Annotated in this window: 29 protein-coding genes; 8 read left to right on the top strand and 21 right to left on the bottom strand. The window is 64.0% G+C overall.

Going from position 1 to position 26,056, the window contains the following annotated elements:
• Positions 1-19: 19 nt before the first annotated feature.
• From C8348_RS11990 to C8348_RS11980, 3 genes are all read right to left on the bottom strand, one after another.
• Positions 20-643, bottom strand: a complete 624-nt coding sequence (locus C8348_RS11990) for a LysE family translocator (RefSeq protein WP_106753576.1) — start codon at positions 641-643, stop codon at positions 20-22.
• A 115-nt stretch (positions 644-758) separates the two neighbouring features.
• Positions 759-1,541, bottom strand: a complete 783-nt coding sequence (locus C8348_RS11985; protein WP_106753575.1) for an SDR family oxidoreductase — start codon at positions 1,539-1,541, stop codon at positions 759-761.
• On the bottom strand, positions 1,538-1,903 hold the full coding sequence (locus tag C8348_RS11980) for a nuclear transport factor 2 family protein (protein ID WP_244293994.1): 366 nt from the start codon (positions 1,901-1,903) through the stop codon (positions 1,538-1,540). Before C8348_RS11980 ends, C8348_RS11985 begins: the two co-directional genes overlap by 4 nt.
• A 14-nt stretch (positions 1,904-1,917) precedes the next feature.
• Here C8348_RS11980 and C8348_RS11975 point away from each other — a divergent pair, with 14 nt between their 5' ends.
• Positions 1,918-2,316, top strand: coding sequence for a winged helix-turn-helix transcriptional regulator (locus C8348_RS11975; protein WP_106753573.1), 399 nt, complete (start codon positions 1,918-1,920; stop codon positions 2,314-2,316).
• A gap of 493 nt (positions 2,317-2,809) precedes the next feature.
• On the opposite strand, the gene C8348_RS11970 is transcribed toward C8348_RS11975, so the two are convergent.
• The 12 genes from C8348_RS11970 to C8348_RS11915 all read right to left on the bottom strand — a co-directional run bounded on the left by C8348_RS11970 (position 2,810) and on the right by C8348_RS11915 (position 13,218).
• Positions 2,810-4,012 carry a YeeE/YedE family protein gene (locus C8348_RS11970; RefSeq protein WP_106753618.1) on the bottom strand — a complete coding sequence of 401 codons (1,203 nt, stop codon included), beginning with the start codon at positions 4,010-4,012 and terminating at the stop codon, positions 2,810-2,812.
• A gap of 165 nt (positions 4,013-4,177) precedes the next feature.
• The gene (locus C8348_RS11965; protein WP_106753572.1) at positions 4,178-5,095 is read right to left on the bottom strand and encodes a sulfurtransferase; all 918 of its coding nucleotides are present in this window, start codon (positions 5,093-5,095) and stop codon (positions 4,178-4,180) included.
• A 56-nt stretch (positions 5,096-5,151) separates the two neighbouring features.
• Entirely contained in the window at positions 5,152-6,009 is an 858-nt protein-coding gene (locus C8348_RS11960) for an ABC transporter ATP-binding protein (protein WP_106753571.1), read from the bottom strand.
• Entirely contained in the window at positions 5,996-6,841 is an 846-nt protein-coding gene (locus tag C8348_RS11955; protein ID WP_106753570.1) for an ABC transporter permease subunit, read from the bottom strand. Before C8348_RS11955 ends, C8348_RS11960 begins: the two co-directional genes overlap by 14 nt.
• Positions 6,842-6,926: 85 nt before the next feature.
• Positions 6,927-8,096 (bottom strand): FMNH2-dependent alkanesulfonate monooxygenase, encoded by a 1,170-nt coding sequence (ssuD, locus tag C8348_RS11950; RefSeq protein WP_106753569.1) that lies wholly within the window; start codon positions 8,094-8,096, stop codon positions 6,927-6,929.
• A 15-nt stretch (positions 8,097-8,111) separates the two neighbouring features.
• Positions 8,112-9,086 carry an aliphatic sulfonate ABC transporter substrate-binding protein gene (locus C8348_RS11945; protein ID WP_106753568.1) on the bottom strand — a complete coding sequence of 325 codons (975 nt, stop codon included), beginning with the start codon at positions 9,084-9,086 and terminating at the stop codon, positions 8,112-8,114.
• A 49-nt stretch (positions 9,087-9,135) separates the two neighbouring features.
• On the bottom strand, positions 9,136-9,711 hold the full coding sequence (locus C8348_RS11940) for an NAD(P)H-dependent oxidoreductase (RefSeq protein ID WP_106753567.1): 576 nt from the start codon (positions 9,709-9,711) through the stop codon (positions 9,136-9,138).
• A 145-nt stretch (positions 9,712-9,856) separates the two neighbouring features.
• The gene (locus C8348_RS11935) at positions 9,857-11,170 is read right to left on the bottom strand and encodes an FAD/NAD(P)-binding protein (protein ID WP_106753566.1); all 1,314 of its coding nucleotides are present in this window, start codon (positions 11,168-11,170) and stop codon (positions 9,857-9,859) included.
• A gap of 51 nt (positions 11,171-11,221) precedes the next feature.
• Positions 11,222-11,680, bottom strand: coding sequence for an RrF2 family transcriptional regulator (locus tag C8348_RS11930; protein ID WP_106753565.1), 459 nt, complete (start codon positions 11,678-11,680; stop codon positions 11,222-11,224).
• Positions 11,681-11,847: 167 nt separating this feature from the next.
• Positions 11,848-12,042, bottom strand: a complete 195-nt coding sequence (locus C8348_RS11925; RefSeq protein WP_106753564.1) for a hypothetical protein — start codon at positions 12,040-12,042, stop codon at positions 11,848-11,850.
• Positions 12,023-12,643, bottom strand: a complete 621-nt coding sequence (locus C8348_RS11920) for an RBBP9/YdeN family alpha/beta hydrolase (protein WP_106753563.1) — start codon at positions 12,641-12,643, stop codon at positions 12,023-12,025. Before C8348_RS11920 ends, C8348_RS11925 begins: the two co-directional genes overlap by 20 nt.
• Before the next feature lie 104 nt (positions 12,644-12,747).
• Positions 12,748-13,218 carry an Lrp/AsnC family transcriptional regulator gene (locus C8348_RS11915; RefSeq protein WP_106753617.1) on the bottom strand — a complete coding sequence of 157 codons (471 nt, stop codon included), beginning with the start codon at positions 13,216-13,218 and terminating at the stop codon, positions 12,748-12,750.
• A 223-nt stretch (positions 13,219-13,441) separates the two neighbouring features.
• Between C8348_RS11915 and C8348_RS11910 the strand changes: the two genes are divergently transcribed.
• The 7 genes from C8348_RS11910 to C8348_RS11880 all read left to right on the top strand — a co-directional run bounded on the left by C8348_RS11910 (position 13,442) and on the right by C8348_RS11880 (position 20,133).
• Positions 13,442-13,894, top strand: a complete 453-nt coding sequence (locus C8348_RS11910; protein ID WP_106753562.1) for an RrF2 family transcriptional regulator — start codon at positions 13,442-13,444, stop codon at positions 13,892-13,894.
• 96 nt (positions 13,895-13,990) lie between these two features.
• Positions 13,991-15,010, top strand: coding sequence for a sulfate ABC transporter substrate-binding protein (locus C8348_RS11905; RefSeq protein ID WP_106753561.1), 1,020 nt, complete (start codon positions 13,991-13,993; stop codon positions 15,008-15,010).
• Positions 15,011-15,016: 6 nt separating this feature from the next.
• Positions 15,017-15,871, top strand: a complete 855-nt coding sequence (cysT, locus tag C8348_RS11900; protein ID WP_106753560.1) for a sulfate ABC transporter permease subunit CysT — start codon at positions 15,017-15,019, stop codon at positions 15,869-15,871.
• The gene (gene cysW / locus C8348_RS11895; protein ID WP_106753559.1) at positions 15,858-16,727 is read left to right on the top strand and encodes a sulfate ABC transporter permease subunit CysW; all 870 of its coding nucleotides are present in this window, start codon (positions 15,858-15,860) and stop codon (positions 16,725-16,727) included. Before cysT ends, cysW begins: the two co-directional genes overlap by 14 nt.
• A 12-nt stretch (positions 16,728-16,739) precedes the next feature.
• Entirely contained in the window at positions 16,740-17,840 is a 1,101-nt protein-coding gene (locus C8348_RS11890; RefSeq protein ID WP_106753558.1) for a sulfate/molybdate ABC transporter ATP-binding protein, read from the top strand.
• A 62-nt stretch (positions 17,841-17,902) separates the two neighbouring features.
• A complete protein-coding gene (locus C8348_RS11885; RefSeq protein ID WP_106753557.1) occupies positions 17,903-18,304 on the top strand; it encodes a hypothetical protein in 402 nt (133 codons plus the stop codon).
• Positions 18,305-18,402: 98 nt separating this feature from the next.
• Complete coding sequence (locus C8348_RS11880) at positions 18,403-20,133, top strand: SLC13 family permease (protein WP_106753556.1); 1,731 nt, start codon at positions 18,403-18,405, stop codon at positions 20,131-20,133.
• Between the two features lie 44 nt (positions 20,134-20,177).
• On the opposite strand, the gene C8348_RS11875 is transcribed toward C8348_RS11880, so the two are convergent.
• Genes C8348_RS11875 through C8348_RS11850 form a run of 6 tightly spaced genes read right to left on the bottom strand, consistent with a single transcriptional unit; the run spans position 20,178 to position 26,001 of the window.
• Entirely contained in the window at positions 20,178-20,780 is a 603-nt protein-coding gene (locus tag C8348_RS11875; RefSeq protein ID WP_106753555.1) for an alkylhydroperoxidase domain protein, read from the bottom strand.
• Between the two features lie 17 nt (positions 20,781-20,797).
• Entirely contained in the window at positions 20,798-21,433 is a 636-nt protein-coding gene (locus C8348_RS11870) for a CMD domain protein (protein ID WP_106753554.1), read from the bottom strand.
• A gap of 41 nt (positions 21,434-21,474) precedes the next feature.
• Entirely contained in the window at positions 21,475-22,524 is a 1,050-nt protein-coding gene (locus C8348_RS11865) for a putative FMN-dependent luciferase-like monooxygenase (protein ID WP_106753553.1), read from the bottom strand.
• Positions 22,525-22,544: 20 nt separating this feature from the next.
• Positions 22,545-24,212 (bottom strand): dipeptide ABC transporter ATP-binding protein, encoded by a 1,668-nt coding sequence (locus C8348_RS11860; RefSeq protein ID WP_106753552.1) that lies wholly within the window; start codon positions 24,210-24,212, stop codon positions 22,545-22,547.
• Positions 24,209-25,054 carry an ABC transporter permease gene (locus C8348_RS11855; protein ID WP_106753551.1) on the bottom strand — a complete coding sequence of 282 codons (846 nt, stop codon included), beginning with the start codon at positions 25,052-25,054 and terminating at the stop codon, positions 24,209-24,211. Before C8348_RS11855 ends, C8348_RS11860 begins: the two co-directional genes overlap by 4 nt.
• The gene (locus C8348_RS11850; protein WP_106753550.1) at positions 25,051-26,001 is read right to left on the bottom strand and encodes an ABC transporter permease; all 951 of its coding nucleotides are present in this window, start codon (positions 25,999-26,001) and stop codon (positions 25,051-25,053) included. Before C8348_RS11850 ends, C8348_RS11855 begins: the two co-directional genes overlap by 4 nt.
• Positions 26,002-26,056 lie beyond the last annotated feature (55 nt).

Here is a 26,056-nt window from a genome sequence, read left to right as displayed (position 1 = left end):
TCGCCGGCCGGTGCCGGCGTCAAACAGTGGTGCCTGCGAGTTTCACTCCAAGGCCGACAAAGGCTGCCGCAAAGCCGCGCCGCAGCCAGACGACAATGCGCGGCTGCCGGACCAGCCGGTCGCGCAAAGTCGCAGCAAAGATGCCATAGAGCGCGAAGACGGCGAAGGTCAGGGCCATGAATATCCCGGACAGCACCAGCAACTGGCCAACGGCGTCCGGGCCTTCAGGATCCATGAATTGCGGCAGGAAGGCGACGAAGAACAGCGGCAGCTTCGGATTAAGCAGGTTCAGGGCCACTGCATTGATGATGACCCGCAAGGTCCCCGATTGTTTCTCCTGCGTGGGGTCTTCCGCGTCGATCTTCAGCGGGCCGTCGTCCTTGAGGCTGGTCCAGGCCATCCACAGCAGATAGGCGATCCCGCCGATCTTCAGGATGTCGAAGGCCAGGGGACTGGTGCTGAGAAGCGTCGCCAGGCCGGTGATTGCGGCGAGCATGTGCGGAATGATGCCCAGCGTGCAGCCAAAGGCCGCCGCCACCGCCCGGCGCCAGCCGCCGGACAACCCGGCTGCCAGGGTGACGACGACGCCGGTCCCCGGGGAGGCGACGACGAGGAGTGTGGTGAGAAGAAATTCCGGGCTCATGGCGGCTGGTTTCCGGTCAGGACACTGGTTGTTTCTACAGTGTCCTACTCCTGCGAAGCCGTCACGCGGGAAATTGCGGGCTTTCGGCAGTGCATTCGGTTACCCGCGCGACATCCTAGCTCGTCGGGATTGTCCCTCCATCAATGACAAACTCGGTACCGGTCACGGCACCAGCACGGGGGGAGACGACGAAGGCGACCAGATCAGCGACTTCTGCCGGTGTTGCCGGGCGACCGAGCGGGATGCCGCCCAGCGAATTCATGATGATCGTCCTGCCGCCCGCAAAGTCGCTGCCGGCCTGCTCGGCGACGCGCTCGATCAGGGCAGTTGCGGCCTCGGTTTCGACCCAGCCGGGCGAGACCCGCATTACGCGGATGCCCTTGGGAGCGACTTCTTTCGACAAGCTCTTGCTGTAGGTGGACAGGGCGGCCTTGGCGGCGGCATAGGCCGTCGTGGATTCCGGCAGTGGCAAGCGGTTCTGGATCGAGGTGATGTGCACGATCACACCGGACCCTTGCTCGATCATCCGAGGCAGAAGCGCTCGGTCGAGGCGCACGGCCGACATCAGGTTCCAGTTCAGTTCCTTCTGCCATTCCTCATCGTCCAGCGCCGCGAAACCGCCGCCGGGCGCGGTGGAGCCGCCGACCACATGGACGATGATGTCCACGCCGCCCAGATGTTCAAGCACACCTGCGGCAGCCGCCGCACATCCCTCCGGATGCAGCAGATCGGCGGCGATGAACTGTACACCTTCCATTGAATGGTCGGGCAAGGTGCGGGCGGTCGTCACGACGCGGGCTCCAGCCTCACGCAGCGCCTTGACGATGGCCGCACCGATCCCCTTTGTTCCGCCGGTGACGAACGCGCGTTTGCCCGCAAGATCGAGATCGAAGCTCATGGTGTGACCTCCAGCCTGGCGATCCGGTCACCATCAAGAACGAATGCATATCGCAGGTTGACCGGGCTACCGGGAAAATTGCCTTCGACACGGGCGAGGATGATCGTCTGGCCGTCTTCCTCGCTGATTTCGAAGGGTTTGGTCGTGTAGCTGAATTTTGCGGAGGCTTCGGTTTTCCAGCGGCCAATGGCGTCGCGTCCGGTATGGGTCTGCCGTTCGTCCACAACAGTCGCGGTCTCGGTGAAACATCGGGCGACGGCACCGCCGTCTTTCTGATCGGCGGCAAAATAGGCCGCAATGGGGTCCGGAAGGAGGATCTGCATTGGGTACTCCAAAATGAGTTGTCCTCCGGCAAAGATCATCTTAACTTGCCCATATGACAAGAACGCACGAAAAAGTAAGGCACACACCTAAAAGTAAGCCGGTGGCTCTCACCCGTGAAACCGCGGCCGAAGGTGTTGAAAATATTCTGAAACTTCTCGAAGGCCGGTGGAAACTGATCATCCTGTTTCACCTCTTCGGCGGCAACACCCTGCGCTTCTCCGACCTTGAGAGGGCGATCCCGGGCGTCTCGCAGAAGATGCTGATCCAGCAGCTTCGTCAGTTGGAACGCGATGGCATCGTTCGCCGGATTGTGCACCACCAGGTGCCGCCAAAGGTCGAATACTGCCTGACAGACTGGGGGCAGGCATTGTGCCCGGCGCTGGATGCGCTGCTCTCCTGGGCGGCTCTGCGCGAAGAACTGGCCGTTTCGACGACCTTGCAGGACCCGTGAAGCCGGCCTGCGTCAGCACAATCTAATGACCGCGACAATCAGGCGCTGCTGGCATCCGGCTTGCCGGCAACCGGTTTATCTGGATTGGAACAGGTTATTTGACCGTAGTGATCAGTGTGCGGCTGCTTGCGAGGTTCACCTCCAAGGTGCCCGCAAATCCAGGCCCCGGGCCCACAATATGCCCGCAAGTGACGTCGGCTTGCTGAATTGTAGTCAGCCAGACCAAACGATAAGTCGGAAGGAAGCGCCCTTTTTTCAGGCGCTTGCGGCATTTTTCTAAAGTTTCGTCGAAGGGGGGATGGAGGAGGGGGCGCGACTGCGGTCGAGCTTTCTCCGTTGCAGGTATCGGAACGCAGTAGTTCCTTTGGTGACTGGCGTGAACTCGTTGTCTCTTTATTCTTGAGATGGGTTCGTGGAGCAAAGTCAGTATTTAGGTCGGCTATGTCGATCTGTGGAAGAACTGCATCCTGGACCGCCGTCACCTGCGTCCTTACTAATTTCTGCCCAGTCTTTGTCGCAGCAGCCAGCCGGCGTAGGCACCTGTGAGGCAGAACAGGGCGAAGACCCAGCCGGAGGCGGCGCCGGCCATGATGCCGGACAGCAGCACGCCGACCGTACAGCCCAGCGAGACCATCGCGCCCCAGCCGAGCAGGAGCCCGCCGGCGAAAAGGCGCGGCAGCTCCGACACCTTGGGCACCGTTGCACGGTAGTCGCCACTGATGCGAGCGGCCGCGACCGACCCGAGGACCAGTCCGGCAACGAACACGCCGTTGCGTGACCAGAGCGCCGACTTGATTGCCGTCGCGCAGCCTGCGAGGCCGTCCAGTCCGAACAGCTGCTCCGGCAGAAGGTCAAGGGTGCTGGCAAGCGTCCTGGCGACCGAGCCGAGTTCTGCCGTCACGCCCAGCGGTCCGCTGCGCAAATAGGCAAGGAGGGCGATCCAGCCGATCAGGATGCCGCCGGTCACCGCTGGCCACTTGCGCTGCAACAGCCCGCCGGTCGCGGTTGCGGACCTTGGGGACGGGTCCTCAGGGCTGGTCCGGCGGCTGCGGAGCAGGACGGCGGCGATGAGGGCGAGGGCCCCGAGCTGCAGGGCAAGTGCGCCGCCATGGCCAAGATGCGCGGGCAACCAGATGACGACGGCCCGGTGCAGGTCGACGAGATAGAGCGTGTTCCACGTCAGGAAGCCCAGCACGAAGCCGCCAACCGCGCCGGCGAGAGCGACCAGCGATCCGTAGGCGCCTTCCCCCAGACGGTAGAGATGCGCCGAGATGCAGGAGCCGCTCAGCGCCATCCCCACCCCGAAGGCAAAGGCCCCGGCGGCAAGGGTCAGCGACACGGGGCCGACATGCGCGTCAGGCGGCAGGCGGCCGGGCGTCGGAGCGGGCACCCAGATCCCGAACAGAAGGCTGTACCCGACGAGACCGACGGCAAGGGCTGCCAGGAGACCGAGAAGCCCGGAAGGATCGCGGTGTTCCAGCCAGTCACGGAAGATGCACCAGAAGCAGAAGCGGGACCGTTGCAGGACAACGCCGAACGCGGCACCGAGAAGGCAGGTCAGGACCAGCGGCCGTCCGAGTTCGTCCCGGTCCGGCATGATCCAGAGCAGGCCCAGCAGGACCAGACCGGCGGCTGCGGCCACAAGACGGTGGCGCGCCGGATCGCCAGCGGGAGCGGCGCCTGTCGCGATTGGCATGAAGACCTCGGGCATGAAGGATCTGGAGAGGGGAATGGGGCGATCATCAGACCGGTTTTGCCGGCACACCGCTGGGGCGTGCCGGCAATCCTGCCAGAGAGACAACCGGAGGGCTTGCCTGTCCGGCAGGTTGACTCAATTCGATCAGCCCGGGATCAGTCCCGTTTACTGGCCGGTCCAGACGGTGCCGGCCAGATTGGTCACCGGGACGCCGACGGCGTTGCCGTACTCGGTCCAGGAGCCGTCATAGTTGCGCACCTCGTAACCGAGCAGCTTGCTGAGGGCGAACCAGGTGTGGCTGGAGCGTTCGCCGATGCGGCAGTAGGTGATGACCGGCTTGCTGCCGTCGACGCCGGCTTCCTTGTAGAGCGCGCGCAGCTCCTCGACCGGCTTGAAGCGGCCGTCCGCCTGAACTGCCTTGCCCCACGGAACGTTGACGGCCCCGGTGACATGGCCGGCCCGGACGGCGGTTTCCTTGAAGCCTTCCGGCGCGATCACCTTGCCCGAGTATTCATCGGCAGACCGGATGTCGACAATCGCCTGCGAGCCGGACGTCGAGGCCGCGACCACATCACCGATGCTGGCGCGCAGGGCCGGATTGGCGTCCTTCAGTGTGATCGAACCGGCTGCCAGTGCGGACGGCGAAACCGACAACTGTCGTCCCTCGGCTTCCCAGAGCTTGCGGCCGCCGTCGAGCAGCTTCACGTTTTCAGCGCCATAGACGTCGAGAACCCAGGCGCCCCAGGCTGCGAACCAGTTGTTGGTGTCACCGTAAAGAACGATCGTGTCGCCGCCGTTGACGCCTGCCTTGCGCAGCAAGCCTTCCAGCTTGTCCTTGCTGGCGATGTCGCGGCGAACCGTGTCGACCAGATCGGTATGCCAGACTAGGTTGGCCGCGCCCGGGATATGGCCGCGTTCATAGACGCCAGGATTGACCGAGACCTCGATGATCCGGACCTTGTCAGTCTTGAGATTGGCTTCGAGCCATTCCGTCGTCACAAGCGGGCCCTCGGCGGCGATGGCCGACGAGACGCTGACGATGAGGGCGGACGCAAGCGCCGCCAGGCGAGAGAATGTCTTCATGCGGGTCTCCTTGGTGTGTTGATCCGTCGGGGTCGATGGGGTCTTGTGGGTTGGTTTCAGGCCGCTGTTCGGCCGTGGAAGATCGCCTCGAGGATGCGCGCCTCGATCCGGGCGGCCTCCTCGGAAGCGGTGGGACGGGGATGGGGCGCGTCGACGCGGAACTCCGCGGCGATCCGCCCGGCTTCGAGGACGATGACCCGGTCGGCCAGCGCCACGGCCTCGGCCACGTCATGGGTCACGAGAACGGCCGTGAAGCCTGTCTCCTGCTTCACCCGCAGGATGAGCGCCTGCATCACCAGCCGGGTCAGGGCGTCGAGCGCGCCGAGCGGTTCGTCGAGCGCCAGCAGCCGGGGCCGGCTCACGAGAGCCCGGGCCAGCGCCACGCGCTGCTTCTGCCCGCCCGAGAGCGTCGCCGGCCAGACCCCTGCCTTTTCCGGCAGTTGCACGGCCTTGAGGGCTTCGGCGACGGCGCGGTCTGCCTCGTTGCCAGGGTGGGCGTCCTGACGCAGGCCGACGGCGACATTGCCCGCCACGCTCGCCCAGGGCAGCAGCCGTGGCTCCTGGAACATCAGGCGGATGTCGGCGGCGTTGTTGCCAGGCGTCCGTCCGTCGACGCTGACCTCACCACTCTGCGGTGTGTCGAGGCCGGTCAGGATCCGCAGCAGCGTGCTCTTGCCGCAGCCGCTCTTGCCGACGATGGCCAGAAACTCACCCGGTGCAATGTCGAGGTCAACCTGGTCCAGAACCCGGGGGCCGCCGAAGCTCTTGTTGAGACCACGGATCCGCACCGCTGCCCCATCAGGATGACGCAGGCCGGGTTCAAGGGTCACGTGACCCGCTGCCCGCGCGGCTGCCGCCGGCTCGATATCGGTACGTTCGTGCACGATGGCCCGTTCGGCCTTAAGACTTGGCATAGACCGGGCTCCAGGCAAGGGTGCGGCGTTCGAGGGCACGGGTGGCGATGTCGGCAACCTTGCCAAGCACGGCGTAAAGCAGGATCGAGAGAACAACGACCTCGAGGATCATGAACTCGCGTGCCTTCATCGCCATGTAGCCAAGACCGGACGAAGCCGAGAGTGTCTCGGCGACGATGAGCGTCAGCCACATGATGCCGAGCGCATAGCGCAGACCGACGAACACCGACGGAAGGGCGCCTGGCAGCAGGATGCGGCGGAACAACGTGGCCGGAGACATGCCGTAGGCTTTGCCCATCTCGATCAGCTGCCGGTCCACGTTGCGGATGCCATGCAGCGTGTTGAGATAGATCGGGAAGAAGACGCCTATGGAGACCAGGAACAGCTTTGCGCCTTCGCCGATGCCGAACCACACGATGACCAGCGGCAGCAGCGCCAGGTTCGGAATGTTGCGGATCATCTGCAGCGTCGTATCGGTCGCCCGGTTCGACAGGTCGCTGATGCCGTTTGCCAGACCCAGCAGGAAGCCGATGCTACCGCCGATCAAGAGCCCGGACAGGGCCCGCAGCGCGGAGACGCCGAGATGCGTGAACAGTTCGCCACTGACCAGCGTCTCCCAGGCGGCCACCGCAACGGCACTCGGCCTCGGCATCAGCGCATCGGAAATCCAGCCAGCCGCCACGGCGGCTTCCCAGATCAGCAGGACGCCGACCGGCAGCAAGAAGGGAAGGGCATGCCCCGCGATCCGGGCCAGGTCGACGGTCGGGCCCTGCGCGGAGGCGTCGGGCGTGGTGGCAAGACCTGTCGCGTAGATGGTGTCACTTGCGCTCATGGCAGGGGTCCTGTGTCAATGACGGGAGAGAGCGGCCTGCGCGTTCCGGGGGGAGGTCCCTCGACGCGCAGGCCGGATCTGGCGCTCAGCTTGCGGTCGCCAGTTTGGTTCGGAATTCAGGTCTTGCGTTGTTCAGACCTGGCCGCGTCGCGATGTTCTCGAAGCGGACATCATGGCGATCGGTGGCCTTGCCCTTCAGCACGGGGAACAGCAGCTCGGCGACGCGATAGGCCTCCTCGAGATGCGGATAGCCGGACCCGATAATCGTATCGATGCCGAGATCCTGATACTCGCGGATGCGTTCGGCGACCGTTTCCGGCGATCCGACCAGCGCCGTGCCTGCGCCGCCGCGCACCAGACCCACGCCTGCCCACAGGTTGGGTGACACTTCCAGCCGGTCGCGGCGACCGCCGTGCAGGGCGGTCATGCGCTGCTGGCCGACGCTGTCGGACTGGCTGTTCAGCCAGGCCTGCGCCTTGGCGATGTCGTCATCGGTCAGGCGCGAGATCAGCCGGTCTGCGGCCTGCCACGCCTCCTCGTCGGTCTCCCGGACGATGAAGTGCAGCCGGATGCCGAAGGTGACCTCGCGGCCCTTGCGGGCAGCGGCCTCGCGGACGCGTGCGACCTTCTCCGCGACCTGGGCGGGCGGCTCGCCCCACGTCAGGTACTTGTCCACCCGACCGGCTGCAAACTCGATTGCCGCATCCGACGAACCGCCGAAATAGAGCGGCGGCCGCGGCGCCTGCACCGGGCGGAAGGGCAGTTTGGCGTTCAGGGCCTTGACGTATTTGCCGTCCAGATGGGCCTCGCCCTTGGCCAGAAGGTCTTCCCAGACGGTGAAGAACTCCTCGGCATAGTCGTAGCGCTCGTCATGCGGCTGGAAGATCCCGTCGCCGGCCAGCTCGTTCGGATTGCCGCCGACAACGATGTTCAGCAGCAGGCGTCCGTCAGAAACCCGGTCAAGGCCGGTCGCAAGCCTGGCGTAGTAGGCCGGCGCGGCAGTACCCGGACGGATGGCGACCAGGAAGCGAAGCTTTTCCGTGTGGGCGGCCAGGTTGGCCGCCGTGACGAAGCTTTCCTCGCAGAAGATCCCGGTCGGCAGCAGCACGCCGTCGTAGCCGAGGATGTCCGCAGCCTGCGCGACCTGGCGCAGATAGCGCGGCTCTGGCGGACGGTGTCCCTCCGAGGAGCCGAGATAGGGGCCATCGCCGGACGTCGGGATGAACCAGAGGAAGTCGAGTTTCTTGTCGGTCATCGGTGTCGCTCCCGGTCAGGCAGATTTCGGCGTCCAGACGGCCGCGCGGATGTCGAGTTTGCGCGGGATGATGCCGAGCGCGTGGAACTCGTCCGCCAGGCCCTGCTCGTAGGCGATGTGTTCGTCCTCGACATAGCTGAGCGCGCCGTAGTCCTGGCCCGGACGGGTCGCCACCACGGTCAGGATGTCCTTGGGCAGGCCGGTGGCCTCGGCGAAGGCCGCGATCGTGCCGGGCAGGTCCGACTGAGCCGCGCGGCCCACTTCCTTCAGGGCTTCGATGGTCTCGACGATGAGGTCGCCGTTTTCCTTGGCGAAGGTTCCGTTGGCCGAGAGGAAGCCGTAGGACTGGACGATATCCTTTGCCGTCGCCAGCACGCGGGTGTTGGCGTCCGCTTCCGCCCGCGCGGTGTAGGGATCCCAGATCGACCAGGCGTCGATTGAGCCATTGGCAAAGGCCGGGGCGGCATCCGGCGGCGACAGGTCGACGGCCTCGATGTCGTTGAGCGTCAGACCTGCGGTGCGCAACAGCTTGAGCGCCACGTTGTGGGCGCTGGAGCCGCGCTTGAAGGCCAGCTTGCGGCCCTTGAGATCGGCAATCGTCTGGATCGGGGAGTCCTTGCGCACCAGGATGGCGTTGCCGACCGGGGAGCCGCGGTAGGCCCCGACGAACACCAGATTGCCCCGTGCTGCATGGGCAAACAGCGGCGGAACGTCACCGGTCGTGCCGAAGTCGAGCGCGCCGGCCGACAGGGCCTCGAGCAGCGGCGGCCCGGAGGTGAACTCCGACCAGCTGACTTTGACACCCTTTGCGGCAAGGCGCTCTTCGAGAAGGCCACGGCCCTTGAGCAGGGCGACGACGCCACCCTTCTGCCAGCCGATACGGATCTCCTTGGCTGCGGCACGGGCCTTGAAGGTGGGGCCGAAGGTCCCGAGGGCAGCAGCCCCGAAGCCCAGCAGCAGGGCATGACGGCGATTGATGTCGAATGTCATTTTGAAGTCTCCATCTTCATCTGGGAAAGTTCCGGGGGGTCGCTGGCGCTCAGGCCCCGACGACCCTCGCGCTCAGGCCCTGCTGGCCCAGGAACGGCGCGAATTGTTCGACCGCTTGCGTCAGGCGCGTCACCACCGCCTCGTTGACCAGCCGGCCGTCGAGATAGTCCCGGTCGGTGGCGTAGACGCCGGTGCCCAGCGACTGGGCGGTGAAGAAGGCAAACAGCGGGCGCAGTTGGTGCTCGACGATCAGCGCATGCTTGTCGCCGCCGCCACTGGCCGCGAGCAGGATCGGTTTTCCGGCAAAGAAGTCCGTGTCGAGCAGGTCGATGAGGTGCTTGAAGAGGCCGGGATAGCTGCCCTTGTACACCGGCACGGCGATGATCAGCGCGTCTGCGGACCGCAGATGGCTCAGCACGCCCTGTGCGTCGGGACCGAGGTCCGTCACTTTCTGGGCCGTGCCCAGGAAGGGCAGGAATTCGCCAAGGTCGTAGCTGCGTGTGGTCTTGCCGAACCGCTCGGCGGTCAGGCGCGCGGCGGTCTCGACCAGGACCCGTGTCCGGGAGGTCGGTCCGAAGCTGCCGGAAAGGCCGACGATTGCAGGCGGTGCGGAGTTCAGCGGCATGGCCGGTTTCCCTTAATGTCTATTCTGTAGATAGACTAAGAAGAGAAAGCCTTTCCGGTCCATTCCATACTTGAGGCCGGAAAGGAAATGTCTGCACCTTCCGCAAGGGGCTCGACAGGGGAACTCATCTCCTGTCCGGCGCCCGTCACCCCGCCAGGAGCGTCTTCGCCAGCCGTGCAGCCTGCTCGCGGATGTCCGGCACCGCGGTGATCTCCCAGAACGCCGCCCGGGTCACCGGCCCGATCCCAAGGATCTGCCGGTGCGGCCGGCCGGCGGCGTCGCACAGCCGGCTCTCTGGGTCGAAGCACAGTCCGAGATCGAGGCTGTCCACCCGGGCCAGACCCCGGTGCAACAGATCGCGGATATAGGGCGTGGCCGTGTCCTGGGGCCGGCGCCGGATACCCCGGCAGTCGAGCGCCAGATCGACCGCGATGTCGGTAGAGCGCTGGCTGCCGCGTGGCCGATAGCCAAGCGCGATCCCCGCCTCGTCCCTTCGAGCGGTCTGGAATGCGCCCCGCACGAGCGTCAGCTGTCCGGTTTCCAGCGCGCGCGCCATCAGCGCAGCGGTTGAGGGCGGCATGCGGTGGCGGTGGCTGTCCCATACCGTTGCCAGATGCCTCAGGAACTGCCGGCGGCTAGGCTGCGGCAGGTGGCGCCAGAGCGTCTGGGTATGGGGGCGGATGCCGTCGACAACATCGCGCCAGTCGCCGCCTCTGGCTGTATGGCTGCGGACGAGGCTTCGGAACCAGCGGGTCAGGAAAAGAAGGCTGCTGCCAACGGGGATATCGGCCAGTGACAGCCGCAACGGAGTGCTGGCGGCGTGCGGTTGCGGCAACAATCCGCGGCGGGACAGCGCGATGAGGGGGCCCTTGTGGCCGCGTTGCAGCAGCGAGGCAACCCAGTCGAGCGTCGTAAGACCAGTGCCGACGAAGGCAATCCGGGCCCGGTCATCGCTTGGGAGAGGCGTTGTCCACGGGCTGTCGAGGCCGCTTGCGCTGCCTGCCTCCAGGAGATGGCCCGTTGCCAGCACCGCCGCCGAGGCAATCAGGGTCCCGCCGCTCTCCAACTCCAGTGTCGCGCCTTTGTCGGTGGGGCTTACCGAAAGGCAATCATCCTGCAGTCGTGTCACCCGACCATCGGCAAGTGCAGGTGCAAGGATATGGTTGAGGTACGTGCCATAGCATTCCCGCGTGACGAAACAGTCGGGTGTCGCCGTGATCGCAGTGTCCTTGAGCCAATGCAGGAAGTGGTCTGGATCATCCGCAAAGGCGCTCATGTTGCGCACGCGTGTGTTAAGCAGATGCGCCGGATCAATCGGTGCGTAGGCAATGCCCCGTCCGATGGCTGGCCGTTTCTCGACCAGCGTGACATGCACCCTGGCCTGCGCAAGGCGAGCAATGTTTGCCGCCAGCAGCGTACCGCTGGCCCCAGCTCCAATGATCGCGATATGACGGGTCATGTTTTCATCCTCCCCTTGCTTTACGGCCGGGGAGGCGATCCTTGTCGTGGATCAGGATGCGTGCAGGGCTGCTGCCGCGTCGCGTTCTTCCACCTCGGCCATGCGTCGCATCTCGGCGACGGATTTCGTATCGAGCACGGAAGCAATCGCCTCGCGCACCTCGAGCATCGTCAGCCGGACCGAGCAGGCGTTCTCGTCCGGGCAATCGGAACAGCGGTGATAGGCGGTCCGGCTGGCGCAATGGATAGGAGCAAGCGGTCCATCGAGGACGCGCAGAACGTGACCGACCATGATGTCTTCGGCCGGACGCGTCAGGCAGTAGCCGCCACCGCGCCCCTTGCGTGCGTGGACAAAGCCGGCATGGCGCAAGTCGCCCAGGATCGTATCGAGGAACTTCTTCGAAATCGCATTTGCGTCGGCGATTTCCGAGGACTGTGCCATGCTCCCGGCTGGGAGCCCTGCCAGGTGGCACATGGCCTTCAGTCCGTACTTGCCTTTCATTGACAGCATCTGGCTGTAGCTCCGAACCCGCAGCGGCAAACATTATCCATTTTGTCGGTCGCCCATATAGATCTTTCGCGGCGATCCCGAAAGTCAAAAGATGTCCGTTGCGGCAGTTTTCAGCCGGTCTGAGCGTCCAGTGTGGCGAAAAAAGCCTTGTTTGCCGTTGTCGAACGTCAGAACGATCCAGCCTTTTTCCCTCCTGATGCCGGGGTTGAAGCAGGCAGTTGGTTACCGCCAGCCGTGAGAAGAGCAATCGGCTGGGGGGAGAAAATGATGCCAATCACGACGGCATAGGCCAGCCAGAATGCGGCCCAGCCAAGAGAGGTGGTCAGGGTTGCCCTGTTCAGCTCAATGGTTCGCGCGGACATGTCGCTGTGCTCCTTCAATGGGCGTCAAGGGATCCTGGCGGTCGTCGCGTGTCTGCGGCAGCCGGCGCCGCGGGATGAGCGACAGGTCACGCAACAGCGTCTTGCCCTCTGGCCATGGGCCAAATCCGGCTTCGACATTGATGTGGCCTGCCTGTCCGAGATCGATGAGGCTGGCGCCCCAGTCATCGGCAAGTCGGCCAGCGCGGGCAAAGGTCATCCAGGGGTCATTGCGGCTGGCAACAACGGCAGCGCGGAAGTCGAAGCGATCTCTCGGAATGGCGCCGAAATGAGCGAGCCGGCGGGCCCCTGTTCCGTGCTCCGTGTCTGCCGGCGCAACCAGAAGGGCGCTACCGATTTCCAGCGACGGCCAGCGCGAAGCCACACGCGCTACAGCGGTTGCGCCAAGGCTATGGGCAACGATGTTTGCGCCTGGATTCTCGTAGAGATGCCGCGCGATCGTCAGGTCCCACTGCAGCGGATCCTCGGCGCTCCAGTCGTCCTGAACAACCCACACAGCCTCGGGGTCCGTCTTCAGCCACCAGCTTTGCCAGTGCTTCTCGCAGGATCCGCCAAGGCCCGGAATGATCAATGTCACCGACATGAGGAACTCCCGTCATTGCCTTTGATGTCTTCAGTCTACAAATTTGCTCGACTGTTTGAATTCCAAAGGTGGTGGCAGAAAGAGAAGGAACCTGCTGTCCGCGCTCATCGATGGAGAGTGTCTATCGGATAGGCCGTCGTTGCCTTGATCCGCTCCATCGCGAAATGCGAGGTGACATTCTTGAGCGGCACCGTGTCGGTCAGCTTCTTGTAGAAGCGGTCGTAGGCAGCCATATCCGCGACCGCGACACGGAGCAGATAGTCCACATCGCCGGCCATGCGGTGGATGTCCATCACCTCGGGCATTGCGCCGACGCTGGAAGCAAAGTCCCTGCGCCAGTCCGGGCTGTGGTCGGATGCCTCGATCTCGACAAACACGGTCAGGCCGAAGCCAACCTGTTCCGGCGCGACGAGCGCCACCCGGCCTAGAATGACGCCCGCCTGCTCAAGTTTCTGGATCCGCTTCCAGCAGGGCGTCTGCGACAGGCCGACGCGGTCAGCGATCTGGGCGATCGACAGGGTCGCGTCCGCCTGCAAAGCGGCTATGATCTTGCGGTCGATGAGGTCCAGATCCATGGCAAACACCATTTGTATATCGAATTAATAGATATACTCGATGCGAGGCCGTTTTCTGTCAAGCGAACGGCCATGTGCCGCCAAAGGGTGAAATGCGATCAGAACACTATTTAGCGGCGCGGCGAGAGAAAACCGTTCCTGTTTCCCTCTTGGTCCTTCATCCTTATGATACTGACAAGGCTTCGGCGTAAGGGGCTGCAGCTGGTGGTTCGGCAGGTGTTTCGTGATCTCATTGAAAGCGCAGTATGCCCTGAAGGCGGTTCTGGCCCTGGCCCGCGTGCGGCCGGATGACGTGCTGATGACCGCCGAAATCGCCGAAAGTCAGGGCATTCCGAAGAAGTTTCTCGAGCAGATCCTTCTCGATCTGAAGCATCAGGGCATCGTCGTCAGCCGGCGCGGCAAGACCGGTGGTTACATGCTGCGCAAATCGCCCGACCTCATCACCTTTGGAGAGATCCTGCGGATCATCGAGGGGCCCCTTGCCCCGCTGCCCTGCCTCAGCCGCAGCGCGTATCGCCGTTGCGACGGCTGCGCCGACGAGGCCGCCTGCGAGATCCGGCGCGTCTTCGCGCGTGTCGCCGAAGCGAACCGCCGGATCCTCGATGGGACAACAATTGCCGACTGTCTGGCTGGCTCCGGGCAGTCTGAATCCAGAAACGCGTCGCTGTTTGGATAAAATTTCTCCACTTGGGGGACTTTTCTGGCTCACGTTTGTTTTTAAATTCGACTAAGTCGATAGAGATTAGTGTTGTTGGAAACAGGGAGGCTTCCCATGACACGCATTCGAGGTTTGAAGACCGTCGCCGCGCTAGCTCTGGCTCTTGGGCTGGCTTTACCTGCCGCTGCGGCGGATGTGACGCTGGTTAACGTCAGCTATGACCCGACCCGCGAACTCTATAAGGAATACAATTCCGCGTTTGCCGCCTACTGGAAGGAAAAGTCTGGCGACAACGTCACGGTCCAGACATCGCACGGCGGATCCGGAAAGCAGGCGCGTGCCGTCATCGACGGCCTTAGTGCCGATGTGGTCACGCTGGCACTTGCCGTCGACATCGACATCATCGCAAAGGAAACGGGCAAGCTGCCCGAAAACTGGCAGTCGCGTCTGCCGTTCGCCAGCTCGCCATACACGTCGACGATCGTGTTCCTGGTGCGCAAGGGCAATCCGAAGGGCGTCAAGGACTGGAATGATCTTGTGCGCTCCGACGTCCAGGTGATCACGCCGAATCCGAAGACCTCGGGTGGTGCACGCTGGAACTACCTGGCTGCATGGATCTACGCCCTGGAGACGTTCGGCAAGGACGAAGCCAAGGCCAAGGAATTCGTCGGCCAGCTGTTCAAGAACGTTCCGGTTCTGGACACCGGTGCGCGCGGCTCGACCACGACCTTTGCCCAGCGCGGTATCGGCGATGTCCTGCTCGCCTGGGAAAACGAGGCCTATCTGTCGCTGAAGGAGTTGGGTGAAGACCAGTTCGACATCGTGGTACCGAGCCTCAGCATCCTGGCCGAACCGCCGGTCGCGCTGGTTGACGGAAATGTCGATGCCAAGGGCACCCGCAAGGCAGCTGAGGCCTACCTCGAGTATCTCTACAGCGACGTCGGGCAGAAGCTGGCTGCAAAGCATTTCTACCGTCCGTCGAAGCCGGAGCTGGCCGATCCCGCCGATGTGGCGCGGTTCCCGGCCGCCCGTCTGGTTAAGCTTGAGGATGTGTTCGGCAGCTGGGCCAACGCGCAGAAGACCCACTTCTCCGACGGTGGCGTCTTCGACCAGATCTACAAGCCGGGACAGTAACAGCCCATGACCGCCACCGTTTCCTCCGGTTGGCGCTTCCGTCAGCCGAGTGTCATCCCTGGGTTCGGGCTGACACTCGGCTACACGGTTGCGTATCTCACCCTGATTATCCTTGTCCCCCTTGCGGGTCTGGCCTGGCGTTCGGCTGGGTTGGGTGCGGAGGAGTTCCTGCGCATTGCGACGGATCCTCGGACAACGTCTGCGCTGCGCGTCAGCTTTGGTGCGGCCCTTGTGGCGGCGCTGATCAATCTGGTCTTCGGGCTTATCGTGGCCTGGGTGCTTGTCCGCTACCGGTTCCCCGGGCGCCGCGTGATCGATGCAATCGTTGATTTGCCTTTCGCACTGCCGACCGCCGTGGCTGGCATTGCATTGACCGCAATCTATGCCCCCAACGGCCCACTCGGTGGCTTCCTGGCTGGCTACGGCATCAAGATTGCCTACGCCTATCCCGGCATCGTCGTGGCCTTGGTCTTCATCGGCCTTCCCTTTGTCGTGCGGACGGTGCAGCCGGTGATGGAGGACCTTGACCGCGAGATCGAGGAAGCGGCCGCAACGCTTGGTGCGAACCGCCGGATCACCGTGTTCCGTGTGTTGCTTCCCGCCCTGTTGCCGGCGGCGTTGACCGGCTTTGCCTTGGCACTGGCGCGCGGCGTTGGCGAGTATGGTTCGGTGATCTTCATTGCGGGCAACATCCCCTATGTCACCGAGATTGCCCCGCTCCTGATCGTCATCCGTCTTGAGGAATACAATTACGCCGGCGCAACGGCCATCGGAGCGCTGATGCTCATCATCTCCTTTGCCATGCTTCTGCTGATCAACCTGATCCAGGCGTGGAGCCGCAAGAGGTATGGCCATGGTTGATGTCACAAGTCTGACCCGTTCGACAGCCACCAGCGAAAGTCCGTTGACGCGGCTTGCTCTGATAGGGCTGGCACTCGGGTTCCTCGTCGTGTTCCTGTTGTTGCCTCTGGTTGCTGTGTTCAATGAGGCGCTTCGCAATGGCCTCGGCACTTTGGTCACGGCTCTGCAGGAGCCGGATGCCCTTGCTGCGATCCGGTTGACCCTGCTTGTCGCGGCAATTGCGGTGCCGCTGAATGTCGTGTTCGGTATTGCCGCTGCGTGGGCTATCGCCAAGTTCGAGTTTCGCGGCAAGGCCTTCCTGATCACCCTGATCGATCTGCCCTTCTCGGTTTCGCCCGTGATCTCGGGCCTCGTCTATGTGCTCCTCTTCGGTGCCGGCAGCGTGCTCGGTCCCTGGTTGAAGGCGCATGGCATTGAAATCCTGTTCGCGGTGCCTGGTATTGTCCTGGCAACGATCTTCGTCACCTTCCCCTTTGTCGCCCGCGAGCTGATCCCGCTGATGCAGGAACAGGGAACGGCCGATGAGGAGGCTGCGCTCAGCCTTGGGGCTAACGGCTGGCAGACATTCTGGCGTGTCACCCTGCCCAACATCCGCTGGGGCCTGCTCTATGGCGTGCTGCTGTGCAATGCACGGGCGATGGGAGAGTTTGGTGCCGTATCGGTTGTCTCCGGCCACATCCGCGGTCTGACCAACACGATGCCGCTGCACATCGAGATCCTCTACAACGAATACAATTTCGCAGGCGCCTTTGCCGTCGCCTCGCTTCTGGCGGGCCTCGCCCTCGTCACCCTCATCCTGAAAACCGCAATCGAGCTGCGCTACGCCGGACAGTTGTCCGCAGCGCGGGGCCACTGACGGAGCGCTGCCATGGAACTCTCGATCCGCAACATCCGCAAGGACTTCGGCACCACCCCCGCCCTGCATGACGTGTCGCTCGACATCCGCTCCGGTGAGTTGATCGCCCTGCTCGGGCCCTCCGGGTCCGGCAAGACGACGCTGCTGCGCCTCATCGCTGGCCTCGAGACCCCCTCCCAAGGGCAGGTCTTCTTCGGCAAGGATGATGCCTCGCGCCGCTCGGTCCAGGATCGCCAGGTTGGCTTCGTGTTCCAGCACTATGCGTTGTTCCGTCATATGACTGTCGCTGAGAACATCGGCTTCGGCCTCAGCGTCCGGCCTCGCGCCACCCGGCCACCAAAGGCCGAGATCGAGCGTCGGGCACGTGAGCTGCTGGACCTCGTGCAGCTGTCCGGCCTCGAGCGGCGCTATCCGGCCCAGCTTTCCGGTGGCCAGCGTCAGCGCGTCGCGCTCGCCCGCGCCATGGCGATCGAGCCGAAGGTTCTCCTGCTCGACGAGCCCTTTGGTGCGCTGGATGCCCAGGTCCGCAAGGACCTGCGCCGCTGGCTGCGCGAGATTCACGACCGCACGGGTCACACCACCGTCTTCGTCACCCATGACCAGGAAGAAGCGCTCGAACTGGCCGACCGTGTCGTGGTCATGAGCCAGGGGCGGATCGAGCAGGTCGGCACGCCTGACGAGGTCTACGATCATCCGGCCGTCCCCTTCGTGCACCGGTTCATCGGCGAATCCTCGGAACTGCCGGTCCGCATTGACGGCGGCCAGGTCTGGCTGGACGACCGTCCCACGGGCCTCACCGCCGAGGGGGCCGGCCCGGCCACCCTGTTCTTCCGGCCACACCAGATCGAGATCACGGATGGCTGCGGCGGTTGCCTTGCCGGCACGGTAACCGGCAGCCGGCGTCTGGCCGGAACCCGCCGTCTGGAACTCGCCTTGGGTGGCGCGGGGCATCGGGTGGAAGTCGATGTGCCGATCGACCACCCGGCTGCTGGCAAAAGCGGGCTTTCGTTCCGGCCGCGCCGCTACAAGCTGTTCCCGGCTCCGTCCCCGGGGTCGGACGGGACGCCGGCCGCAGCCATCGCGCAGGCGCCTCAGTATCCGGCAGTTGCCTGACACGCCAGATGCCAGGCCGCTAAAAGCAATGACAACTGGGATGGATCCGGGGAAGGGGTGAGATGACGGGTTTTCCTGATACAACCGGCACCTTCTCCGGCCCTTCCCGGTTGACGCGCCTGCTGCTGCGGATCACGACTGCGTCTCGCGCGCCGGTGACAAAGTCTCTCGATCCGCTGGAGCGGGCCTTGCACGCTGCCTGTGATGGCGGTGCGGTGTCACGGCAAGCATCGCCGCGTAATTTTCTGCTCTGGTACCCGGTTCTGCGCCGCCATCGCTGGCCCGGCATCATTCTGTTGCCCAATGCGGATGCAGGTCTTTCGCAACTGGAAGTCGCCATCGTGACGCGCCACATGCTTCAGATCGCCGGGATCGACAGCCAAACTGAGGCAGTTCTCGCACCATCGTCACCAGCGCAGGAGGCCCTCCAACAGGCTCTTTCCCGCATCCGGGCGCATCTGTAAGGTCACGACTTGCCGTTGCCGGAAGGCGCCGCGCTTGTGCCGCGACAGCATATCCAGTCAACTGGCGGTGTATTGACCGGGCGGGAAGGGAGTGGTTTTTGACCGGAGAACAGATCCTTCTGCTGGTGCTCTTTGCTGCCATTCTTGGCACGCTTCTCATGGACAGGCTTCGGATCGAGACCGTCGCGCTGGCAGGCCTTGCCATCGGTTGTCTCGTTGGTCTCGTTCCGCTGACATCAGTGTTTTCCGGCCTGTCTCATCCCGCAGTCGTGACCGTTGTCTGCGTCCTGCTGATTGTCCACGCATTAAATGGCAGCAATGTCATGGATGCCGTTGCCCGTCGTCTCGCGCATGTTGCCGTTACGCCAACGGCGCTCCTGGCCTTGGTCTGCGTACTCGGCGCGGGCCTGTCGTCGGTCATGAACAACATCGGTGCACTCGCCCTGATGCTGCCCGTCGTCTTCTCCCTGTCCCGCACTCTTGGTCTCGACTTGCGCGGACTGCTGATGCCGCTTTCGTTCGCCACCCTGCTCGGTGGCCTTTGCACACTGATCGGCACTCCGGCCAACCTCATTGTCAGCATGGCCAGGGAAGAGGCGACCGGTCAGGCGTTTGCCCTGCTCGATTTCCTCCCGAGCGGCCTGCTGGCGACATTGGCCGGCTGTATCGTCCTCATCCTGTGGGCTCCGCGGTTGTTTCCGCTGCGCTCTGAGACTGCTGCGGACGCCGATGGTGCAGGACTTGTCGAGGTGTGCGAGCTGCACGTTCGGCCTTCAGCGGCGTCCTGTGCGTTGCTCGAGGAGCTGATCGACGGCCGTGTCATCTCTGTCCGCCGGGATGGCCGTTTCCTGTTTCCCCTCCGACAGGATACGGCCCTAGCCGAAACCGACGTGGTGTTTGTCGAAGCAGCTGCCGCGCGCGTGGCCGCAGCCATCGCAAGGGGGGATATCCGCCGCGCATCGGGTCAGCAGGGCTCATCCACCAGCCTCGCGCGGGCGGCCGTAATGCCGCACAGCGTCGTGGTTGGGTCGCGGATCGCAGCAATCGCGGATCTGGAAGAGACGGACATCGAGGTGCTGGCGGTAACCACACAGGGGCGGCGGCAGGAAGGCGGCATCCGCGACGTGCAACTGATCGTGGGCGATGTCCTGCTCCTGCGCGGGCCTCAGGCTTCGCTGCTGCGATGGATTGAGGACAATGGGCTGCTCGCGGTTTCCGCACTTCCCGAACCCGCCGGTCCGGTCTCGGTTGTGCCATTTGCTGTTTTTGCTGCTGGCCTGGTCCTTATGGCCCTTGGCCTGTTGCCGCCAGAGGCCGCGCTGGGCCTGGTCGTTGTGGCCCTGATCCTCACGGGGCACCTGGATCTGAGGGCGGCGCTCAGGGATCTCAACTGGCCGATTATCCTCGTCATCGTCGCGATGCTGCCGCTGGGCGCGGCGCTCGAGGCAACCGGAACAGCCCGGATGATCGCAGACTCTTTGGCCGCAGGGATCACGCCCGGCAACTCCTTTGCTGCGGCTGGCGTCATGTTGGCGATCGCGGTGTTCATCACCCCGCTCGTCAACAATGTCTCGACAGCTGTGGTTCTGTCTCCGATTGCAATTGAGCTTGCGCAGCGGCTCGGCGTCGAACCGGGAGCTTTGCTGATGGCCGTTGCGGTGGGGGCATCCCTCGACTTCTTGACGCCCATCGGCCATCACAACAACACGCTGGCCTATGGTCTTGGCAACTACCGTTTTGTCGATTTCGTTAAAGCAGGCGCGCCGGTCACGCTTGCTGCTGCACCGGCGGCCCTTCTCGGCATTTGGCTGGCCTGGGGAGGTGGTTGAACATATCCCCAGGCCGGGTTCGGCCCGCTCGGGCCAGTCCCGCGTTACGTTGCCTGCGGCTCGCCAAGCGACAGCATCAACCGGTTCGCCCAGTTGAAGAAGGCGCTGGCGTAGATCAGGTCGACGATCTCGTCATCCTGAAAACCTGCAGCAATCAACGCCTCGGCCGATTGGCGCGTAAAGCCCGATGGGGTCTGGGTCAGGGAAGCCGCAGCGCTGACCACGGCGCTCCAGCGTGCGTCCTGCGGCGCGGTCACGCCGTCATCAAGCAGGCGATCCACATCGGCATGCCGCTTGGAGTGTGTCACGGCGAAGCGTGCATGCACCGAGGCGCAGAAGATGCAGCCGTTGGTGCGCGATACGGCCGTTGCCGCCAGTTCACGCTCAGCGCGGGGCAGGCCCCCGTCCGGATTGTAGAAGATGTCCTTGTCCGTGCGCGTCCTTGCGCCGAGGATGTCGGGGTCGCGCGCCAGCAGCATGAAATACCCGGATTTCGACCGGCTCTTGTCAACCAGTCCCTTCCAGTGGCGCTCCGTCAGGTCCTTCTCGGCCAGAGGAGCAAGCCAGGGACGCCAGTCCAGTTCGGCGCGAGTAAAGGCAACCGGTGCGGCGTCGTCCTTGTAAGCAATCGTGGTTTCTCGCGGCATGAGATGGTTCCTTCACATTACTCGGCAGGGACCGCGACCGACGCGGTCTGGTGAGCGGCGTTGAGGGCGCGCAGCCCGGCGATGGCCCGGATCTGGAAAGACAGGAACGCAACCAGCTGCGACAGCACTACGATCCCGGTCTGGGTCCAGCCCGCATCGAGGAGTTTCTGCAGCGCAGCTGCGCTGGATTCGCGCGGACGCAAGACGAGAAGATGGGCATGGTTGAACGCGGACGTCAGTCGTTCGCCCAGCAGCACCGCAACGTCCCGTTCGACCTCATGCGCTGGCCCTGCCTTGTCCTCGCGTGTCAACGGTCCTTCGGGGTAGCGGCCATAGGGGCCGTTGATCGAACCGGTACGTGCTGCCTTGAGCACGGCAGGTGCTAGGGCTCCATCGGTTGGATCGGATTTGTCGAGCAGATGCCTGTAATGGGTGATGATCCCCGCGTCCTGGTGCAGGCCAGCCACAAACAGGGCGATGGCATGCCGTTCTGTCAGGCTGACGTCACCGGGGTTTTCCGGAAGCAGAAGCAGGCGATAGGCCTCCTCTGCGCCGAGCCTTGCAGCCTCCCGGCCACGCCGGGCCCGGTCGATTGCCGACCCTGCCGCAATCCCGGCAAGCTGGTCGATTGTGTCCTTGGTGTCATAGGCCATCGTCTGTCTCCTGTTGACCTGTGTCTGTCCGGATTTGAGCACTAGATGCTGCGCAAACCGGCAAGTGCTGCCAGCTTCTGCGTCTGCGGATGCGTCCAGCCGAGGGCGGGGGCCACGCGCGTTGCAAACAGCTCGATCGACCGCAGGATGTAGTCATGCGGCGGGTCGATGGAATGCACCTGGACTGCGACGTCGGTGGCCCGCGTCAACGCGGTGTCACGTGACAGGGAGGCGAAGACCTCGTCTGGCGTTCCCAGGTGCGTATCGAATGCAGCAATCAGATCCTCAAGCTGGCCACCCTCGCGCACACGCACCAATCCGCCGAATTTCACGACGGCCTTGCTGAGGCCGATCTTTGCGAAGTGAAGTGCATCCTCGCGCTTGTCGGCGATGAAGACACTGCGAGAGGCAAGGATCCGCGGCGCAACACCGGCAGGCAGTGCCTCAAGATACGCGTCAATGATCGGATTCTGGATGGCATCCAGGGTCTTCCAGGGATCATTTTCCGGCCGGGGCTGGGTCCGCGACAACATCAGCCCGTCACCGGCAAGACCGGCACGGCGGCCGCCTTCGACCGAGAAGGTCGCTTGCCAGATGCGGCCGTCCAGAGCCGGCGCTGCGGGATAGAGGCGGCGTGTCTCTGCAATCTCCTCTCCCCGCCAGGCCTGACGCAGCTTTGCCAGATGAACGGCAAAATCCTGCCCCCGGGCCTCGATTGCGCGGCCGAAGGCGGTGAACGTCGGCGCGGTTCCGCCGGTGCCAAGACCGACTTCCAGGCGCCCGCCGGACAGCAGGTCGAGCACGGCGGTATCTTCCGCGACGCGCAAGGGGTCTTCCAGCGGCAAGGTGATGACGCCCGTCCCGAGCCGGATCCGGGTCGTCTTGGCCGCCACATGCGTCAGGAACACGAGCGGGGCCGGCAGCCCGCCTTCGTCCGGATCGAAGTGATGCTGCGCCACCCAGGCGCTTGAGAAGCCAAGCCGCTCTGCTTCGCGGATCTGCTCGGTTGCCAGACGATAACGGTCACCGGCGGACACATCGTCCAGCAGGCGGGTGAAGAATGCGATGTTCTTGGTGCGGGATGATGACATGACGTGCCTCCGGGGGCTGATCAAGCGTTTGGCTGTTTGGGGCGGGATGTGAGTGTTGCGCCAGGGATGGCAGCGATCAGCTGGCGCGTGTAGGCGGTCGAGGGATGCGAGAACACATCCTCGACCTTTCCCTGTTCCACCTGTTGTCCGGCCTGGAAGACCGACACCGTGTCTGCGATGGCGCGAACCACGGCGAGATCATGCGATACGAACAGATAGGTCAGGCCCAGGTCGCGCTGCAGTTCGGCCAGAAGCTCAAGGATCCGAGCCTGAACGGTGACATCCAGCGCCGAAACCGCCTCGTCGAGAACGAGGATCGACGGCTCGAGGATGAGTGCTCGGGCAATCGCCACCCGCTGTCGCTGGCCGCCGGACAACGCGGCCGGACGGCGCGACAACAGGGCGCTGTCGAGATGCACACGCTCCGCCAGTGCCACGACCCGTGCCTTACGTTCCTGTGCTGGCACGGGGCTGAAGTTCAGAAGAGGTTCCTCGATGATCTGGCCAACCGTCTGGCGTGGATCGAGCGACTGGAACGGGTTCTGGTAGACAAGTTGGATCTTGCGCCGGAACTGGCGCAGCGCTTCGCCGGCAAGGGACGTGACCTCGACGCCATCAATCCGGGCCGATCCAAAGGTTGGGCGCAAAAGTCCGGAGACGATCCGGGCGGTCGTTGTCTTGCCGGATCCGGATTCGCCCACCAGCGCGTGTGTGGTTCCGGCCGCAACCGAGAAGCTGATATCGCGGATTGCGGTAAAGGCTGCGCGGTCTTTCGTGCGGAACTGTTGCTCCAGTCCCTGAACCTCGATCACGGTCCGGGCATTGGAGGCGATCACGGGACGAGCCTTTGGCACCGCGGCAAGCGACGGCGCATCCGCCAGCAACTGCCGTGTGTAAGGCGACGACGGCGCGCTGAGAACGTCCCGGGTGAGGCCGGAATCCTGGATGCGGCCCTTCTGCAGCACGACGACCCGGTCCGCTCTGTCAGAGGCGACACCCAGATCATGCGTGACCAGAAGCAAGGCGGTGCCGTATTCCCGCCGAAGATCGTCGATCAGGTCGAGAATGCGGCGTTGCACGGTCACATCCAGGGCGCTGGTCGGCTCATCGGCGATGATCAGATCCGGTCGCAGCGCAATCGCCATGGCAATCAGCACCCGCTGCTTCATGCCGCCGGACAGCTCGTGCGGATACTGGTCATAGCGAAGCTCGGGCTGCGATAGCCCGACGCGTTCGAACAGGGACAGGACCTCGCGCCGGATGAGGTCCGGGCTGTGGTCTGTGTGGAGACGGAACACCTCGGCAACCTGCGAACCGATGGTCCGCACTGGATTGAGCGAACTGCCCGGATCCTGCGGCACCAGGGCGATCCGCTTGCCGCGCAGGGCCTGGAACTGGCGTTCGGTAAAGGCGGTGATGGTTTCCCCATCGAAACGGATCGCACCATCCGTGACCCGTCCGTTGCCAGAGAGCAGCCCGATGAGCGCCTGCGCGGTGGTCGTCTTTCCGGATCCGGACTCCCCGACCAGTGCCACGACCTCGCCGGCGCGGATGGTGAAACTGACCTGATCGACCACGCGTGTTGTGCCATAGGCAACCGAAAGGTTCTCGACGGCCAGCACCACGGGAGGAAGATGAAGGACCGGGACGAGCGTCTCCGGCGCGCGCAAGGGGGCGGCGTAGGTCATGCCTTTCTCCTTTCGAGAGTGTGTCCGAGGTGGTTGGCTGCCATGACGACGAGGATCACGGCCAGACCCGGGAAAAGGGTGAGCCACCAGGCAATCATCATGTAGTTCCGGCCTTCCGCGATCAGCAGCCCCCACTCCGGGGTCGGCGGCGGGGCGCCGTAGCCGAGGAAGCCAAGCGTGGAGATCTGCAGGATCGCGGCGCCAAACTGCAGCGCGGCCAGCGCCAGCACGGAGGTCAGGGCATTCGGCAGGACATGGCGCACAAGCACCTTGAGGAAGGTGGCGCCGCTGCCGAATGCGGCCTCGACATAGTCCGTTCGCCACAGTGTCAGAACTTCCGAGCGCATCAGCCGGGCAAAACTGGCAATCGCGGTGACACCCACCGCCAACGCGGCCTGCACATGGCCAAAGCCCAGGATCATGATGATCGCCAGCGACAGCAGCAGCGTCGGCACCGACAGCAGGACGTCGACCAGCCGCATCAGCCATGTATCTGTGCGCCCGCCCGCCGCGCCGGCGACCAGTCCGATCGCCGATCCTGCGATCAGGCCAACCGCCACCGCAACGAATGCGCCCGAGAGGGAATAGCGCGCGCCATGAATGATCCGGGCAAGCAGGTCGCGGCCCAGCTCGTCTGTTCCCAGCCAGTGCAACGCGGAGGGCGACTTCAGCTGGTTCCCCGGCAGACCCACCGTTCCGCTGTAGCTGGAGAACAGATCCGGTGCCAAAGACCAGGCCAGAGCCGTGCCAAGGATGATCGTGGTAAGGATCACCGACACCGGCGGGCGCTTGCCGGACAGCGCAGGAATACGTCTGACGGGTATCGCAGGCGCCGTGCTCATGCTGTTGCTCCCTTTACGTCATCGCGTCTGAGGCGCGGGTCGACCAGCGGATAAAGAAGATCGACGGCGAGGTTGATCAGCAGGAAGGCGAAGGCCGAGATCACGACGATCGCCTGCAGCACGGCCGTGTCCTGGAACCGAACGGACCGTTCAGCGAGACGGCCAATTCCGTTCAGGCCAAAGACGGTTTCAGTGATCACGGCACCGGCAATCAGTTCGCCAAACAGCAACCCGGCGATCGTCAGGCTCGGGAGAAGCGCGTTGCCCAGGATATGGCGCACCAGGACATGCGCAGGAGCTGCCCCCTTGGCGCGAGCAACCTGAACGAAAGGCTGGCGGGAGACGGCCTCGATGTTGCGCAGAAGGATCTGGGCCAGGGGCGCGGCAATCGGCACTGCAATGGCTATGACCGGCAAGGCCAGCTGTTCCCATGGTCCCGGATTGATCACCGAAACCCAGCCGAGCTGAAACGAGAACATCTGGATCATCACAATCCCGAGCCAGAACACCGGCACGGAGATCATCAGGGAGGGCAGGTTTTCGAGTGCGGCCTTCAGCGGAGCGAACCCGGTCAGGTTCGCTGTCAGCGCGATGGTGATGGCCAGCAGAGCTGCTGCGGCAAGGCTCAGGCCGGCCAGCCAGAGCGTGGGCGGAAGATTGGTCAGGATCTCGGTTGCGACTGGCGTCCCGGAAATGACCGAGTAGCCGAAGTTGCCGGTCAGGAAGCCGGACAGGCTGACGATGTACTGTTCCCAGATCGGTGCATCAGCGCCGTAAAGAACGCGCAGTTCGGCAATCTGTTCCGGGGACAATCCGAGATCGCCGCCCAGGAAGCGGATGAGCACGGCATCACCTGGAAGCGCCTGCAAAAGAACGAAGGAAAGGGTGAAGGCCGCCCATAGAACAAGGATGGACTGGCCGATGCGACTGACGAGTTGGGCGTGCATGATCTGATCCGCTGATCCTGAGGGAGATCAGAGCCGCCGCGTCCCGCAACGCGGC

This window comes from Pannonibacter carbonis, from assembly GCF_003012935.1.
GTDB classification, from domain to species: Bacteria; Pseudomonadota; Alphaproteobacteria; order Rhizobiales; family Stappiaceae; genus Pannonibacter; species Pannonibacter carbonis.
Note: the sequence above shows the minus strand (reverse complement) of the source record. Positions and strands in the feature narration are given on the sequence as shown.

Excerpts from the sequence above, each read along its gene's own strand:
- C8348_RS11990 (WP_106753576.1), bottom strand. The coding sequence starts at position 643 with ATGAGCCCGGAATTTCTTCTCACCACACTCCTCGTCGTCGCCTCCCCG.
- C8348_RS11985 (WP_106753575.1), bottom strand. The coding sequence starts at position 1,541 with ATGAGCTTCGATCTCGATCTTGCGGGCAAACGCGCGTTCGTCACCGGC.
- C8348_RS11980 (WP_244293994.1), bottom strand. The coding sequence starts at position 1,903 with ATGATCTTTGCCGGAGGACAACTCATTTTGGAGTACCCAATGCAGATC.
- C8348_RS11975 (WP_106753573.1), top strand. The coding sequence starts at position 1,918 with ATGACAAGAACGCACGAAAAAGTAAGGCACACACCTAAAAGTAAGCCG.
- C8348_RS11970 (WP_106753618.1), bottom strand. The coding sequence starts at position 4,012 with ATGCCAATCGCGACAGGCGCCGCTCCCGCTGGCGATCCGGCGCGCCAC.
- C8348_RS11965 (WP_106753572.1), bottom strand. The coding sequence starts at position 5,095 with ATGAAGACATTCTCTCGCCTGGCGGCGCTTGCGTCCGCCCTCATCGTC.
- C8348_RS11960 (WP_106753571.1), bottom strand. The coding sequence starts at position 6,009 with ATGCCAAGTCTTAAGGCCGAACGGGCCATCGTGCACGAACGTACCGAT.
- C8348_RS11955 (WP_106753570.1), bottom strand. The coding sequence starts at position 6,841 with ATGAGCGCAAGTGACACCATCTACGCGACAGGTCTTGCCACCACGCCC.
- ssuD (WP_106753569.1), bottom strand. The coding sequence starts at position 8,096 with ATGACCGACAAGAAACTCGACTTCCTCTGGTTCATCCCGACGTCCGGC.
- C8348_RS11945 (WP_106753568.1), bottom strand. The coding sequence starts at position 9,086 with ATGACATTCGACATCAATCGCCGTCATGCCCTGCTGCTGGGCTTCGGG.
- C8348_RS11940 (WP_106753567.1), bottom strand. The coding sequence starts at position 9,711 with ATGCCGCTGAACTCCGCACCGCCTGCAATCGTCGGCCTTTCCGGCAGC.
- C8348_RS11935 (WP_106753566.1), bottom strand. The coding sequence starts at position 11,170 with ATGACCCGTCATATCGCGATCATTGGAGCTGGGGCCAGCGGTACGCTG.
- C8348_RS11930 (WP_106753565.1), bottom strand. The coding sequence starts at position 11,680 with ATGCTGTCAATGAAAGGCAAGTACGGACTGAAGGCCATGTGCCACCTG.
- C8348_RS11925 (WP_106753564.1), bottom strand. The coding sequence starts at position 12,042 with ATGTCCGCGCGAACCATTGAGCTGAACAGGGCAACCCTGACCACCTCT.
- C8348_RS11920 (WP_106753563.1), bottom strand. The coding sequence starts at position 12,643 with ATGTCGGTGACATTGATCATTCCGGGCCTTGGCGGATCCTGCGAGAAG.
- C8348_RS11915 (WP_106753617.1), bottom strand. The coding sequence starts at position 13,218 with ATGGATCTGGACCTCATCGACCGCAAGATCATAGCCGCTTTGCAGGCG.
- C8348_RS11905 (WP_106753561.1), top strand. The coding sequence starts at position 13,991 with ATGACACGCATTCGAGGTTTGAAGACCGTCGCCGCGCTAGCTCTGGCT.
- cysT (WP_106753560.1), top strand. The coding sequence starts at position 15,017 with ATGACCGCCACCGTTTCCTCCGGTTGGCGCTTCCGTCAGCCGAGTGTC.
- cysW (WP_106753559.1), top strand. The coding sequence starts at position 15,858 with ATGGCCATGGTTGATGTCACAAGTCTGACCCGTTCGACAGCCACCAGC.
- C8348_RS11890 (WP_106753558.1), top strand. The coding sequence starts at position 16,740 with ATGGAACTCTCGATCCGCAACATCCGCAAGGACTTCGGCACCACCCCC.
- C8348_RS11885 (WP_106753557.1), top strand. The coding sequence starts at position 17,903 with ATGACGGGTTTTCCTGATACAACCGGCACCTTCTCCGGCCCTTCCCGG.
- C8348_RS11875 (WP_106753555.1), bottom strand. The coding sequence starts at position 20,780 with ATGCCGCGAGAAACCACGATTGCTTACAAGGACGACGCCGCACCGGTT.
- C8348_RS11870 (WP_106753554.1), bottom strand. The coding sequence starts at position 21,433 with ATGGCCTATGACACCAAGGACACAATCGACCAGCTTGCCGGGATTGCG.
- C8348_RS11865 (WP_106753553.1), bottom strand. The coding sequence starts at position 22,524 with ATGTCATCATCCCGCACCAAGAACATCGCATTCTTCACCCGCCTGCTG.
- C8348_RS11860 (WP_106753552.1), bottom strand. The coding sequence starts at position 24,212 with ATGACCTACGCCGCCCCCTTGCGCGCGCCGGAGACGCTCGTCCCGGTC.
- C8348_RS11855 (WP_106753551.1), bottom strand. The coding sequence starts at position 25,054 with ATGAGCACGGCGCCTGCGATACCCGTCAGACGTATTCCTGCGCTGTCC.
- C8348_RS11850 (WP_106753550.1), bottom strand. The coding sequence starts at position 26,001 with ATGCACGCCCAACTCGTCAGTCGCATCGGCCAGTCCATCCTTGTTCTA.